Source organism: Pelagimonas sp., assembly GCF_058892305.1.
Genome location: NZ_JBZXVN010000004.1, coordinates 40342 through 59466, shown reverse-complemented (window position 1 = coordinate 59466; position 19125 = coordinate 40342). Strand labels below are relative to the sequence as shown.

The following is a 19125-nucleotide window of genomic DNA, read 5'->3' as shown; positions in this document are numbered from 1 at the left end:
TCCTCTTAGTAGATTTCAAATAGGCCAGCCGCACCCATGCCACCGGCAATACACATGCTGACAACACCCAATTTGGCCCCACGCCGCTGTCCTTCTCGGAGCAAATGTCCCGCCAAACGCGCGCCGGTCATGCCAAAGGGATGGCCAATCGCAATCGAGCCGCCATTGACGTTTAGCTTCTCGGGATCAATTCCCAAGTGCCGCTGGCAATAGAGAGCTTGGCTGGCAAAGGCTTCGTTGATTTCCCAAAGGTCGATATCAGTCACGTTCAACCCATGTCGTTCCAACAAACGTGGGATCGCAAACACCGGGCCGATCCCCATTTCCTCTGGGCCACATCCTGCAACCGCAAAACCTTTGAACGCCCCCAAAGGCGATAACCCGCGGCGTTCGGCATCGGCGGCTTCCATCATAATCAAAGCCGCCGCGCCGTCCGACAATTGCGAAGCGTTTCCGGCTGTGACACAGCCCCCCTCGCGCACGGGATTAAGGCCGTTCAAGCCTTCAAGCGTTGTTTGGGGTCGATTGCATTCGTCCCGATCAACAAGAGCGTCGCGCTGTGAAATCTCTCCGGTTTCGCGATCTTTAACGGCCATAACTGTCTGCATAGGAAGGATTTCTTCCGCGAAAAGACCCGCGTCTTGGGCGCGGGCAATACGCTGTTGCGAGACAAGGCTAAACGCATCCTGATCGTCACGGCTCACGTCATAACGTACGCCAACAAGATCGGCGGTTTCGATCATGCTATTATAAACCTCGGGCATTTGGGCCATTAAGGTCGGTTCCGGAACGCGGCGAATTTTAGGCTGGATCAGACTGATACTTTCAACACCACCGGCGATTTGCGGCCCTGCCCCGTCTCGGATCGCGCTGGCGGCGGTTGCCACCGCTTGCAAGCCTGAGGCGCAAAAACGGCTCACGGTTTGCCCAGCCGAACCTTTGTCCAAACCGGCCATCAACCCGGCCTGTCGGGCTATATTGCCCCCGGTTTCAGCTTCGGGATAGCCACAGCCAATCACCACATCCTCAATGGCATCGGCTTCCACGCCGCTGCGTTCCATCAAGGATGAAATCACATGCGCGGTCATAGTGACGCCGTGGGTTTGGTTGAAAGACCCTCGAAAAGACTTCGCCAAGCCGGTGCGGCCTGCATCTACGATAACGGCTTGCTTCATTGGCCCGCTTCCTTGTTCAGATCATGGAAACTGCGCCCCGAGGCTACCAGCTCTTGCAAAAGCGGGGCGGGTTGCCAGAAAAACGCGTCTTCTTGGGCATAGGTTTTGATATCGTCGAGCAGCGCCGGAAGGCCTTGCATGTCTGCCCATTTCAGCGGGCCACCGTGGTAGCGCGGAAATCCGTAGCCCATAAGCAGAACCATATCGACGTCCAGAGGGCGGCGCGCGATACCTTCGCCAAGAATTTTGGCCGCCTCATTGACCATCGCGGCCATGTAGCGGCGCAAAATCTCGTCGTCACCAAAGGTGCGCGGCGTGATCTTAAGATCGGCGCGCTCGGCTTGGACCAATGTCATAACATCGGGGTTTTCAACCTTACTCCGGCCTTCGTAAATGTAATATCCACGTCCGGTTTTTTGACCGAAATGCCCCTGTTCACAGAGCTTATCGGCGTAGGTCGGCACGCGTTCTTTTGGGTCGCGTGTCGTGGCAAGGCGCTTGCGATTGGCCCAGCCAATATCGAGCCCCGCCAAATCGCCAACCGCGAAAAGCCCCATCGCAAAACCGAAGTCTTCGAGAACCCGGTCGATTTGAAACGGGGTGGCCCCATCCAAAACCATATGGTCGGCGCAACTGCGGTAGGTGAACATCATTCGATTGCCAATAAACCCATCGCAAACACCGGACCGAACCGACGTCTTACCCAGTTTTTTGCCCAAGGCAAAACCGGTCGCAACCACATCCGGAGCTGTTTTCGCCCCGACCACTACCTCAAGAAGTTTCATCACATGGGCAGGGCTGAAAAAGTGCAAGCCAATGACATCTTCGGGGCGGGACGTGGCGGTCGCGATCTCATCAAGGTCAAGGTATGAAGTGTTCGAGGCCAAAATCACACCGGGCTTGGCCACAGCATCGAGCTTTGCAAAGACCTGTTTCTTGACATCCATGTCTTCAAACACCGCTTCGATGATGAGATCCGCCTGAGACAGATCGCTGTAATCGGTGGCACAGTTCAGAGCGTCACTTAGGATCTGATCATGTTTGGTCTGACTGATCTTTCCGCGCTTTAGCGCTCCGGCCAAATTGCCGGCAATCCGAGCCCGAGCAGCGCTTGCGCCATCAGCCGTCATCTCGATCAAGGTCACTGAGAGGCCCGTTAGCAAAGCGGCGGTGGCAATCCCCGCCCCCATTGTCCCGCCACCAATTACCCCCAAAACGGTGAGATCGCGCGGAGCAACACCGTGCAATTCCGGCAATTTGCCAACCTGTCGCTCGCCAAAGAACGCATGGATCATACCTTGGCGTTGGTCGGTTTCCATCATGGACATGAACAATCGGCGCTCATTGTCCAAGCCTTGATCAAATGGCAGCTTTGATCCGGCCTCAACCGCCTCGACTGCAACAACAGGCGATAGTTGACCACGGGCCTTTTTGGCCACTGCAGCTTTGGCGGCGTCAAAATCAATTGCAGCGGGTACCGGCAGTTGGCTAACAGGGCGAGTTCCGGCCCCGGAGGCCATCAATTCGCGGGCATAGGCCAGTCCGAGCTCACATGGATCACCGTCTTGGATGCGATCAATCAAACCCATATCCAAGGCTTTGGAGGCTTCAATTGGGCGACCCGACGTGATCATCTCGATCGCGGCCTCATACCCGGTGACACGGGGCAAGCGTTGCGTCCCTCCCGCGCCGGGCAACAGACCCAAATGCACCTCCGGCAGGCCCATTTGGGCCGACGGTACCGCCACGCGGTAGTGACAGCCAAGCGCAATTTCCAAACCACCCCCAAGGGCCGTGCCATGCATCGCCGCAATCACCGGAATGGCGCAAGCTTCAATAGTGTTAATCACCCCTGGAAGACTCGGTTCGCGAAAAGGTTTGCCAAATTCCCGGATGTCAGCACCGGCAAACCACGTTCGACCGGTACCATAAATAACAACGGCCTTGGCTCCGTCGGATTGGGCTCGGGCGATACCGTCCTGCAAACCCTGGCGCACCGCTTGGCCAAGCGCATTTACCGGGGGGGCATCCGCCGCCAAAACAGCAATATCGTCATGCAATTCGTAGTTAATGGTCATATCGTTCTTTTCTATCGTCCAATTTGATCCAACGCCCTGCGGCCGCCGGTTTTCATTTCAAGATCGCGCATGCTGTCACGCAAGGCCGGACCGACTTCGCTTTGGATTCGTTCATCTGTAAGCTCTTCTGGCGTGGCCCCACAGCCAAACACCACCGGCTCACCTAGGTCCGACGCGAAGAAGGGACGCGACACGGCGTTTACGATTTTGGAAAACCGCGCCTCGCCTTGAACAAACACAAACCCCTGAGCCGCCAATTGCGTATGAGCATCGCGGCGTTGTTCGGCCAGATATTCGTCACATTCCATCGCAGCAAAACGTTCATCGCTTAGCCCAGCAAGGAAGGCCCGCCCGGTTGAGGACCCGGACATAGGCACCCGGTTGCCGGTTTCGAGCCAGATTGATCCGGCATTGCGCGGCCGCCAGGTGCGCACCAAAGTCATCGACCCACCGTCACGCACCGCCATCAACACCAAGGTTTGGGTTTGATTGGCCAGTTCCTGCATCGGGGCCGCCGCCAAATCCAGAAAGGAGGCCGAGGTTTGTGCGATGCTCGCCAAGGCCAAAGCGGACGGTCCAAGCCGTAGCAAATTCCCGTTTTGGCTCAGATATCCCAACTCTTTAAGAGTATAAGTCAGCCGCGTGATTGTCGCCGGCGACAATCCTGTCCGCTCAACAATCTGGCTATGACTTAGCCCGTCATCGCTCACCCGGAAGGCCCGCAACACAGAGAGGCCCCGCGCCAAGGTGTTGGCAAATTTTCGATCGGTCATAGCGGCCCCTTCACATGCTCGTTGGTATGAGAAGAGAGATAACCGGGAAGGCCATGATGAGCAAAAGCACGATCAGATCTACCGACAGAAACCGAGCAATCCCTGCAAAAATCCGATCAATCGGTGCGTCTTTGCCCACGACCCCGGCGATCACAAAGACATTGAGCCCCACCGGTGGCGTTATCAACCCGATTTCGAGCAGTTTGATAATCACGACTCCGAACCAGATGAGATCAAGCCCATAGCCTTCGACCAATGGAATGATCAACGGCAGGGTCAGCACCATGATACCAATCGGATCAAGGAACATCCCTAAAAGCAGGTAGATCACTGCAATCGCGGCCATCAAGGCAAAGACCGACAGCTCCGCCTCGGACACCAGGCCTACCAATTTCGGGGCCACACCCGTTAGGGCGATAAAGGCGACAAAAATCTTGGCGCTGGCGGCGATGATGAAAATCCCGGCGGTTTGAATGCAGGTTTCTTTCAACGACTCCCAGAGCGCCTGCCAGTTCAAGGTTTTTTGGGCAAATCCAATGGCAATTGCAAAGCTGACAGACACAGCGGCCGCTTCGGTTGCGGTGAACACTCCGCCATAGATGCCGCCAACAATGACAACGAACAACAGCAAGGCGGGCCATGCTTTGAGCGCGGCTTGAAACCTTTCCGCTTGCGAAAAGGTCAGCCCGGAGTCCGGTGCAATGCTTGGATCACGTCGTACCCAGACCGCAACAACCAACACAAACCCGGCCAAGGTGAGCAGCCCAGGCAAAACCCCCGCCAAGAAGAGCTTGGACACAGAGGTTTCGGTAAAAATGCCGTAGATGATGAACAAAACCGACGGCGGGATCAGCGAACCAAGTGTTCCCCCCGCCGCGACCGACGCCGTTGCAAGCCGATTGTCATAGCCCATACGAAGCATCTCGGGGGTGCAAATCCGCCCCATCGTTGACGCACAGGCAATTGAGCTTCCGGTGATGGCAGAGAAACCACCGCAGCCGACGATCGACGCCATGGCGACTCCGCCGCGCAGATTGGTCAGCCAAACCTTGGCCGCTTCGTAAATATTGGTCGTGATGCCGGCCCGATAGGCGATGTGGCCCAGTGCCACAAACAGGGGGATCATCGACAGATTATAGTTGTGGACCAGATCAAAGGCATTGGAAAACACCATTGAGGTGGTCGGGCGAACAGCGCGTTCGGGGGCAAAGACCCCGGTTCGGGTGGCAAAAATGACAAAGGTGCCGATGGTCGAGGCGCTTGCCAGTGCAAAGGCAATGGGCACGCGGATCGCCAACATCCCTAGAACTGCTGCAAAGGCGATCAGACCGATTGTTGCTCCGTCCATGATTTACGCCTTTTTGCCGCGCAGAAACATCCGCGCATCTTCGATAAAGACCAGCAACAAACGCAGCCAGCAAGCCGCCATGGCCAGGAAAAACACCAGCCGACCCGGCCATTTTGGCAAAGACAAATCGCCAAAAAAGAAACTGCCTTTGGCCCAGGTCGCGGCCAGTTCACGCCATCCGGCATAGACCATGGGGGCCAATGCGATCAGGCCTACCCCCCAACCGACAAGGATCAAACCTTGGGTCACGCGGTCGGGCAAACGATTGGTCAACACTTCGACACAGACATGCGCGCGTGCTGCGGTGACCGCCGCCAGCGGAAGCAAAATGCCCGCCACCATCAATTCCCGAACGATGACGACACTATCGGGGAGCGAGGTTCCAAAGAGGCGGAGGACCACGTTCAACGTGATCATCGCGCCCATTGTCAGAACCGCTAGGGCCGCAAGCCCCAGCAGGATGTTTTCAAAGTGTTTCAGCATTTAGCGGGCCCAAGGATAGCCTTTGGCATCACGTTCACTGGCATATTTTGCCAGCAACCCGCGATAGTCATCAAGAAGCGCCTTGCCATCCAAACCGGCTTTGCCAGCGGTTTCGATCCATGCATCCACATGTGCACCACCTTTTTCCAACAGCTTGGCGCGTTCGGCGTCGGGAAGTTCGATCACCTCAAGCCCCGCGGCTTTCATGTCTTCGATGGCCTTGGCGTTAGCTCCGGTTAGGATTTGACCGAAATAGTCCACCATGTCCGAACCCGCCGCCAATAGAAGCTCTTGCTGCTCGCTATTAAGCGCGTCAAAGGCATCCTTGTTCATGAAGGTGCCGACACCACCAACCTGGCCCCAGTTCAGCAAAGTGTAGCTATCCATCACTTCGGCCTGCTTCAACGCCGAGACCGCATAGGAATACCCTTGCGAACAATCAATCAACCCGCTGTCGAGCCCTTGATAGGCATCGTAAATGGACATGCGCACCATGTTCGCACCCATTTCACCAAAGACCTTGCCATAGGCCCCGACACCACGCACCTTGAGACCATCAATGTCCTCAGCTGTGCGAATGGCCGCGCCCTTGCAACCAATGTTGACCTGACTGGTGGTAAAGGTTCCGATGTACACAAGGTTCTTGTCATCCAAGACCTGTTTGATGGCGGCATTGTTGCGAAACAGCTCATCAGTTGCGCGCATCCCAACCCATGCATCCGGGTTGTCGAGCGGCAAATCAGCAATGCCATAGCTGGCGAATTCTTGGGGGTAATAGACTGAGATGATCGTCCCCATATCGGCCACACCATCATGGATCGACTGGAGAGCGGCGTTGGCTTTGAACAAGGCACCTCCCCATTGCACGTCGATCCGAATGTCCCCACCAGACCGCTCTGCAACTTGGTCTGCAAACCACTGAATCGCCTTTGCGCGGGCACCGCGATTAGGGCCAGCTTCGCCGTGGATAAGCACGGTTTCCGCGCTTACAGAGCCGGCACAGAGCGCCGCAATTGCGGCCACAGCCGCGGTTTTCCATCGTTTCATGAAATCCTCCCAGTTTCACTATGCGAAATTATATTTCACTTTTAGATCGTAATGAAAATCTGAGATGGAATACAAGCAAAACTTCGATGCCTTGGCATGCGGGAGAAGGCGGAGCGAGTTCAAAACCACATATAATTGTTTTATTTCTAGCGCTTACTTCGCATAGTTAAGAATCATATTTTAACAATCAATCCCGATCACAAGCCATGACCGGTATTGAGTTTTCAGAAATGTCAAACACCCCTCGCTGCCATCTGACTCTAGAAATGAACTTTACGCGATAACAGTATGAAAAAACGTCGAAAACCGTGGAGGCACTTAGCATGAATTGTCTGGTGGCCCGAGAAGACCCCACACTTGAACAAATCCAACCAAACTTGATAGAGAAACTTAGGGGTGTTCATGTGATAAGCGCTAAAAGTGAAATTATTACCCCAACTTATCAATACAAACGAAAGAATAAGTTGATTTTATGAAAGAGCATTTGCGCGACCTGTGACGTGTTGGAAAGTTTTCCCGACTTAATCCACAGCAATAGACACCCGCAGCGCCTTGCAAATATGCTCTTTTTGGTCGCGCTCACAAACCATCCACAATCCAAGCGCTGTGATCCATGTTTGTGGCAGACATTGCTCGGGCTTACTTCGATATCTAAAACTCGGCTCTTGTCATTTCTGCTCTACAGGGCCTAATCCCACTCATCTAATACAAACAGGATTACAGCTTGCTGCTTTATCGTTTTCTCCTCAGCCTGTTTGCCATCGCCGTCTTGACCAAAGGCAATGTCTCTGCGCGGTTGGGAAATGGCGCCACTGCGCCGGGACCGCATGTGTGGGTCCATGGGGCCTCAAATGGGGAGTTGAATTCGGCGCGTCCAGTTTTGGAAAAACTCATCGACGCGCGTGCCGATCTCAATTGGTTGATCACCTGTAATACTGACACCGCGCGCACCATGGTCGCGTCCTGGAACCTTCCTAGAACGTCAGTTCGTCTCGCGCCTGTTGATCTTGCGCGGGTGGCCAGGCGCATGTTGCGCGGCTGGGACGTGCGCGCTCACATCGCCTTGGAATCCGAAATCTGGCCACATCGCACGCTTGCCTGCAAAGGTCCGACCCTTCTTTTGGGGGCGCGAATGAGTGGCAGCACCGCCAGAAGCTGGGCCAAGCTTGGCGATCTCCCCCGTCGTGTTCTTGAGAAAGTCAGCTTTGCCTCCGCACAAGATGTCGACACGCGGGACAGACTGGTCAATCTGGGGCTACCGATCGCCTCGGTCGGCCCCGTCGCCGATCTCAAAGCGCTCTATGCCCCGCCGGGCTTGGCCCCGGACCCACCCCTAAGAAACGCCTTTCGACGCAATCAAACATGGCTTGCCGCGTCGACCCATGACGGCGAGGACGACGTTGTACTCGACGCCCATATTGCGGCATTGAAGCAAGAACCCGAATTGCGTCTGATCCTTGCGCCCCGCCACCCCAAACGCGCAGCAGACATCCTTCGGCTGGTTCGGGACCGAGGGTTGAGTGTGTCGCAACGAAGCGCTGACCAAGCGCCAGAGGCGCAGGTCTATTTGGCCGATACCATGGGCGAAATGCCAATGTGGTATCAGCTGGCTGGTCGGGTTTTTATTGGCGGAAGCCTAAGCGATCACGGTGGACATACCCCCTATGAGCCCGCGGCCTTTGGCGCGGCTTTGCTACATGGGGCCGATATGGCAAATTTCAGCGCTGCTCGTGATCGTTTGAAAACTGCCAAGGCTGCGCAGGAGATTTCGACGGCACAAGACCTGGCTCAAGCCCTTATCACCCTTCGTGACAGTCAAGCCGAAATGGGGCAAATAGCCCAGCGCGCTCTAAAGGTTGAAACCGACCTAGACGGTCTGTGCGAAACATTGCTGGAAATCTTGCCAAATGCTTAGCGTTGCTTGCACACGTAAACGTTTTGTTTATCTTTAACCGGCCCAATAGAGCAGACAATCAGACAGTGACATGATCCAGTATAGTCTCAAATGTGCCGATGGACATCAATTCGACAGTTGGTTCCAGTCGGCAAGTGCCTTTGACAAGCTACAGGCCGCCGGCCATGTGGCGTGTTTGGTATGTGGATCAGAAAAGGTTGAAAAGGCGTTAATGGCCCCACGGGTCAAAACCTCGGAGATTGCCACCGCACCTGAAACCGATGTAAGTGCCCCGCCAATCCAAGCCCCGGCCTTGTCAGCCCCCAGTTCCGAGGCCGAAACCGCCATTGCCAAACTTAAAGAGCATGTTGAAAAGAATTCCGATTATGTGGGAAAGGATTTCGCCAGCGAGGCGCGGGCCATGCATGACGGTGACGCACCTGAACGCGCGATTTGGGGTGAGGCCAAGCTGGAAGACGCCAAGGCGCTAGTGGATGATGGCATTCCCGTTGCCCCCCTCCCCTTTGTCCCAACGCGCAAAAGCAACTGATGTCGGTTTTCTTGATCACAGGGGCCAATCGCGGCATTGGTGCGGAACTTGATCGGCAACTGACGCAGCGGGGCGATACGGTTCTTGGCACGGCCCGAAACCACCCCGAGTATTTACAACTTGATGTTGCGGCCCCTTCGTCTCATCGCGATTTGGCGCTTGAACTCGAAGGCAAGCAAATCGACTGTTTGGTTTGCAATGCCGGTGTGTTTTTGGACAAAAACGAAAACCTAGCCGATGGCTTCCCCGCCCAAATGTGGGCCGAAAGCTTTGCCGTCAATGTCACCGGTGTCTTTCTGTCGGTGCAAGCCCTCCTTCCCAATCTTCAAATGTCGGCCCACCCAAAGATCGCAATTGTTTCGAGCCAGATGGGCTCTGACACCCGTGCGCCCGGTGGCAAATACATTTACCGTGCCTCCAAGGCTGCGGCCCTCAATCTCGGGCTCAATCTCGCATCCGATCTCAAGGCCCTTGGTGTCGCGGTTGGCGTGTACCATCCGGGCTGGGTCAAAACCGACATGGGCGGCCCCGATGGCGAAATCACCGTCGAACAAGCCGCAGATGGGCTTATTTCTCGTTTCGATGAGTTAGCCTTGCGCAATACCGGGTGCTTCCAAACCTGGGACGGGCGGGACCATCCGTATTGACCTTATCCCGGTCAAGCGACCATTGAGCGCTGGCGCAAGAAACTTGCGTCGGCTGGACCCGCCCTTGGCAAATTGCAAAATCTAAACCCAGAACACGCAATCGCGCGTTTTGCGCCCTTGCACAAACACCATTCAACGCGTACACCCCCGCCCGATCTGACAGGAAAGGCGCATCATGCCCGTTCTCGTAATGAAATTTGGCGGCACCTCTGTCGCCACGCTTGACCGTATCCGCCGCGCTGCAAAACGTGTCGGTGTTGAGGTTGCCAAGGGCTATGACGTGATCGTCATCGTCTCGGCCATGTCTGGCGAAACGAATAAACTTGTTGGCTATGTCAACGAAACATCCGAACTGTTTGACGCCCGCGAATACGACGCGATCGTCAGCTCGGGTGAAAATGTGACGGCTGGGCTGATGGCGTTGACGCTTCAGGAAATGGACGTGCCGGCGCGCAGCTGGCAGGGTTGGCAAGTTCCGGTGAAAACCACCGACGCCCATTCGGCCGCCCGGATCGAAGAGATTCCGCCCGCCAACATCATGCAGAAATTTGACGAAGGCATGAAAGTCGCCGTCGTCGCCGGTTTCCAAGGCATCAGCCCAGAGGGACGCATCACGACCCTCGGCCGGGGTGGTTCGGACACCACCGCCGTGGCCTTTGCCGCCGCCTTTGAGGCCGAGCGTTGCGACATTTATACGGATGTGGATGGGGTTTATACAACCGACCCGCGCATCTGTGACAAGGCACGCAAACTTGATAAGATTGCGTTTGAAGAAATGCTGGAACTGGCATCGCTTGGTGCCAAAGTATTGCAGACCCGCTCGGTCGAGCTGGCGATGCGCTACAAGGTTAAGCTGCGCGTATTGAGCAGTTTTGAGGAACAGTCGGACGAAGCCGGAACGCTCGTTTGCGACGAGGAGGACATCATGGAAAGCAATGTCGTGGCCGGTGTGGCCTATTCGCGGGACGAAGCCAAAATGACTCTGGTCTCGGTTGCTGATCGTCCGGGGATTGCCGCCGCCATCTTTGGCCCACTGGCCGAAGCGGGCATCAATGTCGATATGATCATCCAAAACATCTCTGAGGATGGTCGCACCGATATGACCTTCTCTTGCCCGACCGATCAAGTGGCGCGGGCGCAAAAGGCCATCGACGGGATCAAAGCCTCGGGCGAGCTGAACTTTTCAGGCGTTGACATCGACGAGAGCGTCGCCAAGATTTCCATCGTCGGGATCGGCATGCGCAGCCACGCGGGAGTTGCGTCGAAAATGTTCAAGGTCCTGTCGGACGAAGGCATCAACATCAAAGTAATCACAACCTCCGAGATCAAAGTCTCGGTTTTGATTGAACGCAAATACATGGAGTTGGCGGTTCAGGCGCTTCATGATGCGTTTGAGCTCGAAAAAGCTTAACATCTACGCATAATTTATGACACGCCGCGTTCTGAAATGAGCGCGGCGTTCTCATTTCCGGCCCCAGCAATTGATCTATCTGCCCAAGGCTTCAGCATCCTTGAAAACCTTGCATTTTTGCTGCGTTGCGGCGGGGCATTGTGCTTTCCCTTGCCCCGCGAACTCGCCTATAGCTGGTATTCGAAAAGGTGAGGAGCGAGGCCAAATGGCTGACAATCTTGAAAGCGAAAGCCGCAAGCTGCTTGGACGGCTGCGTGACACGATGGCCGAAGAGGCCGCCGGTCAGGAACGGCTGGACAAGATTACACACCTAACAGCGGATAGTATGCGCACCGAGGTGTGTTCGATCTATTTATTCAGGGATGCGGAAACCCTTGAACTTTGTGCGACGCAAGGCTTGAAGCAAGAGTCCGTGCACGAAACCCGTATGAAGATGGGTGAAGGTCTGGTGGGACGCGTGGCCAAATCCGGCGATGTGGTCAATACCGAAGACGCGCCGTCCGAACCCGGTTTCCGCTACATGCCGGAAACCGGAGAGGAAATATATTCCAGTTTCTTGGGTGTCCCTATCCAGCGCCTGGGCGAAAAGCTTGGCGTTTTGGTGGTGCAAAGCAAAGAGAAACGCGTTTTCACCGCCGATGATGTCTATGCCATAGAAGTCGTTGCTATGGTTCTGGCCGAAATGGCCGAGCTTGGGGCCTTTGTGGGGGAAGGGGCTGCGCTAAAAGCGCGTCACACACAAGCGGTATTGCTCCGCGGCGGGACGGGTCAAGAAGGCACCGCAATGGGGCATGTCTGGCTGCACGAACCCCGTGTTGTTGTGACAAATCTGGTAGCTGATGACCCTGCCTCGGAACGAGAGCGTCTTCACGAAGCCGTCGACACCTTGCGTGTCTCAGTAGACCAAATGCTTGCGGGGGCTTCGGCGGATACCGAGCAAATGCAAGTGCTGGAGGCCTATCGCATGTTCGCCAACTCCAAGGGATGGATGCGGCGAATGGAGGAGGATATTTCGCGCGGTTTATCGGCCGAAGCGGCAGTCGAAAAAGAGCAATCGCAGGCCCGTGCACGTATGCGTCAAATCACCGACGGTTACTTGCGCGAACGGCTCCACGACCTTGATGACCTGTCCAACCGCCTCTTACGTATTTTGACGGGTCAAGGGCGGGAAACCGGGTCTGAAATGCCGTCAGATCCCGTGCTGATTGCCCGCAATATCGGCCCTGCCGAATTGTTGGAGTATGGGCGTGGTCTCAAAGGTGTCGTGCTCGAAGAAGGGTCGGTTGGCTCACACGCAGCCATTGTTGCGCGTGCTTTGGCAATTCCTTTGATCATTCACGCCGACCGTATCACCAATGAAGCACTTAACGGTGACCAGATTTTGGTTGATGGCGACCAAGGCATTGTTCATCTACGCCCCGACGAACAAGTTGTCGGCGCGTTTCGCGATAAAATGGCTATGCAAGCCAAGGCCCAGGAACGCTACGCTTCGATCCGTGACACGCCCTGTATCACGGCCGATAACAAGCGCATTCACTTGCATATGAATGCTGGTTTGATGGCTGACCTGCCTTCTCTGAGCAGTTCTGGGGCCGAAGGCGTCGGCCTGTTCCGCACCGAATTACAGTTTCTTATTCGCAATCAAATGCCACGGCGGACTGAACTCGCCGCGCTTTATAAACGCGTTCTGGACGCCGCGCATGGCAAGCGCGTTGTCTTTCGCACGCTTGATATCGGGTCTGACAAAGTGCTGCCCTATATGAAACCTCAGGACGAGCCGAACCCGGCTTTGGGCTGGCGTGCTATTCGTGTCGCCTTGGACAAACCCGGTGTGATGCGCATGCAGCTACAAGCGCTGATCCGAGCCGCCGAGGGGCGGCCCTTGACGATCATGTTTCCGTTTATAGCCCAGTATAGCGAATATGAAATGGCGCGAAATGAAGTCGACACGGTTTTGGCGCGGGAAAAACGCCTTGGTCATGACGTTCCCGAAAGCCTCGAAATCGGGGCCATGTTGGAAACACCGTCGTTGGCCTATGCACCGCAGAAGTTCTTTGAAGAAGTCGAATTCCTCTCCATCGGGGGTAACGATCTCAAGCAATTTTTCTTTGCGGCTGATCGGGAAAACGAACGGGTACGGCGACGCTATGATACTCTGAGCGTTTCATTTTTGAGCTTTTTGGAGCGAGTCGTTGAGCGCTGTGAAGGATCGGGTACGCACCTTAGCTTTTGTGGAGAAGACGCTGGCCGACCGGTCGAGGCGCTCTGCCTCGCGGCGATGGGAATTCGAAATCTGTCAATGCGCCCCGCCTCGATTGGACCGGTCAAAAGCCTTTTGATGAGATATAGCTTAACGGAAATCCGCAATGTGATTGAAGAGGCTGGCGCGCGTGGCGAACAATCGGTACGCGCAGCGGTGATGGATTATCTACGCGAAAACGGCTGACCTCCACTTGAGGGTCGCGCCCAATTTCCGTGCACGGAAATTGCAAAACTCTTGCAAGAGTTTTGGTTGCGCGCGTGACATTTGTTGCTGAGAGTTTCTATGCCCCACAATGAAAACACCCGGCTGTGGAGTGCTTCCAACAGCCGGGTGTGAAGTCGATGACTTTCGTCTGCACCCTCTACCATTCTGGCCAAAGGCACTAAGTCGCGCTTTTCTACGCGGTTCAGGTCCGTTTTCACCTTGGGCGGTGCGCTTTTCCGTTCTGCCCCGGAGGCGCGATTTGGCCCAAGATCAGACCCCTTCAAAACAGAGGACTTGATTTCCTCTTTGCAAATACAAAGCTAGGTCAATTCCCCTAAAATTTGTTTAAGCGTCTTCGGTCTTTTTAGCCTTTTTTGTCTTACCTTCGAGTTCATCGCGCAGTTGACCGATAAGCGTGATCATCGGAACACCGGTATCGCGCGACAGGGCCAACAGGCCAAAATGCACATGCGCCATTTGTTGATAATAGCTGGTATAGGCAAAATTCACCGCAGCCCCGGCAGCGGCACCGATAACGGGAACGGCCTGTGTTGCCAATTTTTGCCCTAGAACAATGGACATACGTGGTGCGATAGCTGCGATCACGCGCTGTGCCGTAGACCCCGTTAGGGCCAAACGCGCTGACAGAAAGGCGATATCGGCTCCATCATCCATTTCTAAAGGGCCCGCCGAGGCAAAGACCGTCAAGCACTCGCTCGCAATCTCCGGGTCGTCCGGGTCAAAGCCGTGTTCAACCGCAATCCCTTGAATGGCCCGCATCAAAACCGTCGTAGTGACCGGTAATTCGCCCAATGATGTGACAACGCCACCTGCACCGCCCACGGCCCCCATGGCTGTTGCAAAGGCCGTGTTCAACCAACCCCGCTTGTCTCCCACCTTACTGCGCGAATAGCGCGCGGTGTGAAAGGCAACGTTCAGCGCCCCTCGGGTTGCTTCTTCCAAACCTGACTTTACTCCGTCGGGAAGACGATCAAGCAAGCTATCCGCTTGGCTGCCCAGAAGGTTCAAGACTTGGATGCCAGCGGAGTTCGCGGCCCTTTGGCGCTCTGCCAAAACGGCAATCTCAGCAGGCAACGAATGTGTCGGCAAGGTCGGGTCACTCATGAAAATCTCCTTTCGCGCTCTCACAAAGATGTGAGCACCAAAGGTCTATTTCAACCCTTGGGCGTCTCGGCCTTGGAAACAGCGCCTTTTGTCTTGTGCCAGGCAGCGGGAACCAATGCGACCCCAAGCACCCTATCCGGGTTGGTCGGCGGAGGCATCACAACCCCCTGCAACGGCTCAAACCCAAAGCGCGCATAATAGGGTGCGTCACCGACCAAAATCACCCGCTTGTGCCCGGCTTCCGCCGCACGGGCCAAAGTATCGCGGATCAAAGATGAGCCAAGTCCTTCGCCCTGCGCTGTTGGGTGGACCGCAATTGGCCCAAGCAACAAGGCCTCATCTGAGCCGACCAAAACCGGCCAATAGCGAATCGCCGCCCCTAAAATTCCGTCACTGTCTCGTGCAACCACACAGAGGCCATCAACCGGGGCCACATCGTCACGCAACCGGTACGACGACAAAGCCGACCGCCCCGGCGCAAAGCAGGTATCGTAGAGGTTCTCGACCTCCCACCAATCATCTGGTGTTTCGGGGCGCAGCGTAAACAAAGTCGTCTCTCAGGTATTCTGAAGTGCATTCCGGCGCAAAGCGGCGTATCACGGGAGAAATCCTCGCGCAAACAGGAAGAAGCCCGGATGTTCTACCGCCCCGAAAATGGCCATGGCCTCCCCCACAACCCATTCAACGCCATTGTAACCCCCCGCCCCATCGGGTGGATATCCACACGGGGGTCTGAGGGCGACAATATCGCGCCTTACTCGTTCTTTAACGCCGTTGCATATGTTCCGCCGCAGGTGATGTTTTCTTCGACAAGCTCCAAAGACAGCCTTGCCAACATCCGTGAAACCGGCGTGTTTTGCGTCAATGTCGTGTCCGACGCATTGAAAGAGCAAATGAACCAAAGCTCGGCGGCACTGCCCCGTGGCACCGATGAGTTCGCGCATGTTGGCATTGAAAAAGCCGAATGCGACACAATCGACGCGCCGCGTGTTGCCAATGCCCCCGCGTCATTGGAATGCAAACTGACGCAAATTCTTGAATTGCCCGGTGAGGCAAATTTCGCAATTTTTGGCGAAGTCAGCGGCATCCACATGCGCGACGACTGCCTGCGCGACGGCATCTTTGATGTGCTAAGCTTCAATCCGGTGTCTCGTCTTGGCTATCGTGATTTCGCCACAGTGCGCGAGGTGTTTAGCCTAAAACGGCCGGGCGAATAAGCTCTTTCGCTGCCAAATTGGATCGCCCCCGGTCAGGAATACACCGAACTGGACGCGCGTGTTGAAGCGCGCTAGGCTTGCTATGAAACCGATGGAGGCCACGATGGATCAGACCCTTTGAAACCCTGACACCCACAGATTTCAAAGGAGGCGACATGTCTTTGCCTGATCCTACACGCACCTACCCTATCACCTTACCTGATGGGTCCGCCCACAAGGGCACAGTGTTTCTAAACCGCGTCATAAACCATCCAAGGATGCATATTGGCGATTTCACCTATGCGTCGGATTTTGAGCCGCCCGATGATTGGGCCGCACGGCTGGCCCCCTATCTTTTTCCGTTTAGCCAAGAGCTTTTGAGCATCGGCAAGTTTTGCCAGATCGCCCATGGTGTTCGCTTTATTGGCAGCTCGGCCAACCATGAAATCAAAGGGCCAAGCACCTTTCCCTTTGCGGTATTTGATCCCGAAACTATGCTTGGCTATCAACCCGACACCCGCGACATGACCATTGGAAATGATGTCTGGCTGGGTTTTGAAGCCAAGGTCCTGCCGGGGGCAAACATTGGGAATGGCGTGATTGTCGGGGCTGGTGCCGTGGTGCGCGGAACAATTCCGGACTATGCAATTGTCACCGGAAATCCCGCTCGCATCGTTCGCATGCGCTATAGCGTAGACGAGATTTCTGACCTCTTGGCCTTGTCATGGTGGGATTGGCCGGCTGAGCGTATAGCCATGGCAAAATCCGCGCTAGAAACCGGATCAGTCAATGATTTGAAGGTGTTTGCCCCGCAATAGCCGAGGTCAAGTGATCCGGCGTGGCGCGCACGCCGGATCTATTTTGCGAGGGTCTAGTGACCGCCCAGAATGCCGGTTTTTACGCTATAATCTGCGGCAATCCGATAGTCAGGATCATCGTCGCTATCGACCATGAGATGCCCAGCCTTGTTCAAAAGCTGATGACAATCGCGGCTGAGGTGGCGCAGTTGGATTTTCTTACCCGCCATTTCATATTTTCCGGCTACGGCCTCAATTGCCTGCAAGGCCGATTGGTCCGCAACACGGCTATCGGCGAAATCAATGATCACAACCTCGGGGTCGATGGCCACGTCAAACAGTTCCGTGAACCCATCCGCCGAGCCAAAGAACAGCGGCCCATGGATTTCGTAAACCTGCGCGCCCTCTTCTGTTTTAGAGTCACGTTTGGTCGCGGTGATACGTGTCGCATTCTGCCACGCATAGGCAAGTGCCGACACAATCACACCAACAACAACCGCCACGGCCAAGTCTTCCATGACAGTGACAACAGTCACGAGCAAGATCACAAAGGCATCGGTCAACGGTACTTTGCGCAAGATGGTGAGAGAGTTCCAAGCAAAGGTGCCGATCACCACCATGAACATCACCCCAACCAACGCGGCCAAAGGAATGAGCTCGATCAAAGGTGATGCAAATAGGATAAAGATCAGCAGGAAGAGCGCAGCTGCGATCCCGGAGATGCGGGTACGCGCCCCGGATTTAACGTTGATCATCGACTGACCAATCATGGCGCAACCGCCCATACCGCCAAAGAAGCCGGTGAGGATGTTGGCCCCACCTTGGGCAATACATTCTTGCGACGCGCCACCGCGTTCACCGGTCATATCACCCACAAGGTTCAGCGTCAGAAGCGATTCGATCAGGCCAATCGCTGCGAGAATGACCGCGTAGGGCAAAATGATCTGAAGGGTTTCCCACGTCAGCGGAACCTGAGGAATGTGGAACGGAGGCAAGCCACCTTGGATTGAGGCCATGTCACCGACGCGCGGTACATCAAACCCAAAGCCGATAACCAATGCCGCCACGATGCCAATCCCGGCCAGCGGCGCGGGGACAACCCGGCTGATCTTGGGCATGACCCAAATAATCGCCATCGTCAAAACGGTCAGGCCAAGCATCAGATACATCGGCATGCCCGATAACCATTCACCGCTGGTCATACCATCAGCAGTCTTTTGGATCGATCCCGGCACTTTGAATTGGGCCATTTGCGCGAGGAAGATCACAATCGCCAAACCGTTGACAAAGCCCAACATAACCGGATGCGGAACCAATCGGATAAACTTGCCCCACTGCATCACTCCGGCGAAAACCTGCAAGAAACCCATCAAAACGACCGTTGCGAAGAGATATTCAACGCCGTGCTGAGCAACCAGCGCGACCATGACCACCGCCAAAGCGCCGGTCGCACCCGAAATCATCCCCGGCCGTCCGCCAAATAGGGCTGTGACAAGACCAACCATAAAGGCCGCATAAAGGCCAACCAACGGGTGAACCCCAGCTACAAAGGCAAAGGCCACAGCCTCGGGCACAAGGGCCAACGCCACGGTCAGGCCCGCCAAAAGTTCGATCCGCATTCGCGAAACGGTCAGCCCCTCTTTGGGCATTAGGCTTAGGTCAGGCATGGCAAAACGGTCCGACAAGGCCGCCATAAAAGAGCGTTTCATAGGGTTTCCTGTTCATGGTCGCGCAGGCCGCGTTACTGCACTGACGCGCGAAAGGCCAGTGTAATGCCAGTTTGGTTTCGAATTCGTAGCGAAACGCCGCTTATTGGGGCAATGGCACCTCACCTTTCTCGTATGATGGGCCGTTGACGTAGTTTATCTTGGTACCTAGGTGTAGAGATATGACCAAAATTGAACGAATCCAAACCGGCCTACGGCTGGAAAAACGCCTTGTGAAAGTTCTCAAAGCTCTGGCCGAGCATCTCGACATCTCAACCGCCGAGTTGATCGAATCCATGGCCTTGCATGCCTTTGAGGGAAAAGCGCCTTTTTCGCCGGCAACCCGCGCCAAAATCGAGATGCTGCGCGAGGTTTATGACCTCGACCTAACCGCAGGCGATAGTCATACAACGCAGGAAGTGGACTAG

17 protein-coding genes are annotated in these 19125 nt (G+C 55.4%); 8 read left to right on the top strand and 9 right to left on the bottom strand.

The genetic code is table 11. The features are described from left to right. Positions 1–5 precede the first annotated feature (5 nt). The 6 genes from AC5EFR_RS01575 to AC5EFR_RS01550 are packed head-to-tail and all read right to left on the bottom strand — an operon-like array spanning position 6 to position 6904. Positions 6–1175 carry an acetyl-CoA C-acyltransferase gene (locus AC5EFR_RS01575; RefSeq protein ID WP_493574218.1) on the bottom strand — a complete coding sequence of 390 codons (1170 nt, stop codon included), beginning with the start codon at positions 1173–1175 and terminating at the stop codon, positions 6–8. Then, on the bottom strand, positions 1172–3253 hold the full coding sequence (locus tag AC5EFR_RS01570) for a 3-hydroxyacyl-CoA dehydrogenase NAD-binding domain-containing protein (RefSeq protein WP_493574217.1): 2082 nt from the start codon (positions 3251–3253) through the stop codon (positions 1172–1174). Before AC5EFR_RS01570 ends, AC5EFR_RS01575 begins: the two co-directional genes overlap by 4 nt. An 11-nt stretch (positions 3254–3264) precedes the next feature. Beyond that, entirely contained in the window at positions 3265–4026 is a 762-nt protein-coding gene (locus AC5EFR_RS01565; protein ID WP_493574216.1) for an IclR family transcriptional regulator, read from the bottom strand. 10 nt (positions 4027–4036) lie between these two features. Further along, a complete protein-coding gene (locus tag AC5EFR_RS01560; RefSeq protein WP_493574215.1) occupies positions 4037–5374 on the bottom strand; it encodes a TRAP transporter large permease in 1338 nt (445 codons plus the stop codon). A 3-nt stretch (positions 5375–5377) separates the two neighbouring features. Beyond that, positions 5378–5857: a TRAP transporter small permease gene (locus AC5EFR_RS01555; protein ID WP_493574214.1), complete on the bottom strand. Its 480-nt coding sequence runs from the start codon at positions 5855–5857 to the stop codon at positions 5378–5380. Next, positions 5858–6904, bottom strand: coding sequence for a C4-dicarboxylate TRAP transporter substrate-binding protein (locus tag AC5EFR_RS01550; protein ID WP_493574213.1), 1047 nt, complete (start codon positions 6902–6904; stop codon positions 5858–5860). A gap of 724 nt (positions 6905–7628) precedes the next feature. Here AC5EFR_RS01550 and AC5EFR_RS01545 point away from each other — a divergent pair. The 5 genes from AC5EFR_RS01545 (at position 7629) to ptsP (ending at position 13852) form a co-directional block, all read left to right on the top strand. Next, the gene (locus tag AC5EFR_RS01545; protein ID WP_493574212.1) at positions 7629–8819 is read left to right on the top strand and encodes a 3-deoxy-D-manno-octulosonic acid transferase; all 1191 of its coding nucleotides are present in this window, start codon (positions 7629–7631) and stop codon (positions 8817–8819) included. A gap of 70 nt (positions 8820–8889) precedes the next feature. Next, entirely contained in the window at positions 8890–9348 is a 459-nt protein-coding gene (locus tag AC5EFR_RS01540; protein ID WP_493574211.1) for a DUF1178 family protein, read from the top strand. Continuing rightward, positions 9348–9995, top strand: coding sequence for an SDR family oxidoreductase (locus tag AC5EFR_RS01535; protein WP_493574210.1), 648 nt, complete (start codon positions 9348–9350; stop codon positions 9993–9995). The genes AC5EFR_RS01540 and AC5EFR_RS01535 overlap by 1 nt, the downstream gene beginning before the upstream one ends. 175 nt (positions 9996–10170) lie before the next feature. Continuing rightward, a complete protein-coding gene (locus AC5EFR_RS01530) occupies positions 10171–11406 on the top strand; it encodes an aspartate kinase (protein WP_493574209.1) in 1236 nt (411 codons plus the stop codon). A 205-nt stretch (positions 11407–11611) separates the two neighbouring features. Next, positions 11612–13852, top strand: a complete 2241-nt coding sequence (gene ptsP, locus AC5EFR_RS01525) for a phosphoenolpyruvate--protein phosphotransferase (protein WP_493574208.1) — start codon at positions 11612–11614, stop codon at positions 13850–13852. Between the two features lie 366 nt (positions 13853–14218). Here the strand turns inward: ptsP and AC5EFR_RS01520 are convergent, their stop codons facing one another. Further along, positions 14219–14998, bottom strand: a complete 780-nt coding sequence (locus AC5EFR_RS01520; RefSeq protein ID WP_493574207.1) for an EcsC family protein — start codon at positions 14996–14998, stop codon at positions 14219–14221. A gap of 50 nt (positions 14999–15048) precedes the next feature. After that, entirely contained in the window at positions 15049–15546 is a 498-nt protein-coding gene (locus tag AC5EFR_RS01515; protein ID WP_493574206.1) for a GNAT family N-acetyltransferase, read from the bottom strand. Positions 15547–15633: 87 nt separating this feature from the next. On the opposite strand from AC5EFR_RS01515, the gene AC5EFR_RS01510 reads away from it, so the two are divergent. Beyond that, positions 15634–16215 (top strand): flavin reductase family protein, encoded by a 582-nt coding sequence (locus tag AC5EFR_RS01510; protein WP_493574205.1) that lies wholly within the window; start codon positions 15634–15636, stop codon positions 16213–16215. 155 nt (positions 16216–16370) lie between these two features. Next, positions 16371–17012, top strand: a complete 642-nt coding sequence (locus AC5EFR_RS01505) for a CatB-related O-acetyltransferase (RefSeq protein ID WP_493574204.1) — start codon at positions 16371–16373, stop codon at positions 17010–17012. A gap of 53 nt (positions 17013–17065) precedes the next feature. Here the strand turns inward: AC5EFR_RS01505 and AC5EFR_RS01500 are convergent, their stop codons facing one another. Next, the gene (locus AC5EFR_RS01500) at positions 17066–18700 is read right to left on the bottom strand and encodes a SulP family inorganic anion transporter (RefSeq protein WP_493574203.1); all 1635 of its coding nucleotides are present in this window, start codon (positions 18698–18700) and stop codon (positions 17066–17068) included. 179 nt (positions 18701–18879) lie between these two features. On the opposite strand from AC5EFR_RS01500, the gene AC5EFR_RS01495 reads away from it, so the two are divergent. Beyond that, positions 18880–19125 carry a hypothetical protein gene (locus AC5EFR_RS01495; RefSeq protein ID WP_493574202.1) on the top strand — a complete coding sequence of 82 codons (246 nt, stop codon included), beginning with the start codon at positions 18880–18882 and terminating at the stop codon, positions 19123–19125.

What these genes read in the sequence shown, in the direction of transcription:
- AC5EFR_RS01575 (WP_493574218.1), bottom strand. Translation starts at nt 1,175, where the DNA reads ATGAAGCAAGCCGTTATCGTAGATGCAGGCCGCACCGGCTTGGCGAAG.
- AC5EFR_RS01570 (WP_493574217.1), bottom strand. Translation starts at nt 3,253, where the DNA reads ATGACCATTAACTACGAATTGCATGACGATATTGCTGTTTTGGCGGCG.
- AC5EFR_RS01565 (WP_493574216.1), bottom strand. Translation starts at nt 4,026, where the DNA reads ATGACCGATCGAAAATTTGCCAACACCTTGGCGCGGGGCCTCTCTGTG.
- AC5EFR_RS01560 (WP_493574215.1), bottom strand. Translation starts at nt 5,374, where the DNA reads ATGGACGGAGCAACAATCGGTCTGATCGCCTTTGCAGCAGTTCTAGGG.
- AC5EFR_RS01555 (WP_493574214.1), bottom strand. Translation starts at nt 5,857, where the DNA reads ATGCTGAAACACTTTGAAAACATCCTGCTGGGGCTTGCGGCCCTAGCG.
- AC5EFR_RS01550 (WP_493574213.1), bottom strand. Translation starts at nt 6,904, where the DNA reads ATGAAACGATGGAAAACCGCGGCTGTGGCCGCAATTGCGGCGCTCTGT.
- AC5EFR_RS01540 (WP_493574211.1), top strand. Translation starts at nt 8,890, where the DNA reads ATGATCCAGTATAGTCTCAAATGTGCCGATGGACATCAATTCGACAGT.
- AC5EFR_RS01535 (WP_493574210.1), top strand. Translation starts at nt 9,348, where the DNA reads ATGTCGGTTTTCTTGATCACAGGGGCCAATCGCGGCATTGGTGCGGAA.
- AC5EFR_RS01530 (WP_493574209.1), top strand. Translation starts at nt 10,171, where the DNA reads ATGCCCGTTCTCGTAATGAAATTTGGCGGCACCTCTGTCGCCACGCTT.
- ptsP (WP_493574208.1), top strand. Translation starts at nt 11,612, where the DNA reads ATGGCTGACAATCTTGAAAGCGAAAGCCGCAAGCTGCTTGGACGGCTG.
- AC5EFR_RS01520 (WP_493574207.1), bottom strand. Translation starts at nt 14,998, where the DNA reads ATGAGTGACCCGACCTTGCCGACACATTCGTTGCCTGCTGAGATTGCC.
- AC5EFR_RS01510 (WP_493574205.1), top strand. Translation starts at nt 15,634, where the DNA reads ATGTTCTACCGCCCCGAAAATGGCCATGGCCTCCCCCACAACCCATTC.
- AC5EFR_RS01505 (WP_493574204.1), top strand. Translation starts at nt 16,371, where the DNA reads ATGTCTTTGCCTGATCCTACACGCACCTACCCTATCACCTTACCTGAT.
- AC5EFR_RS01500 (WP_493574203.1), bottom strand. Translation starts at nt 18,700, where the DNA reads ATGAAACGCTCTTTTATGGCGGCCTTGTCGGACCGTTTTGCCATGCCT.
- AC5EFR_RS01495 (WP_493574202.1), top strand. Translation starts at nt 18,880, where the DNA reads ATGACCAAAATTGAACGAATCCAAACCGGCCTACGGCTGGAAAAACGC.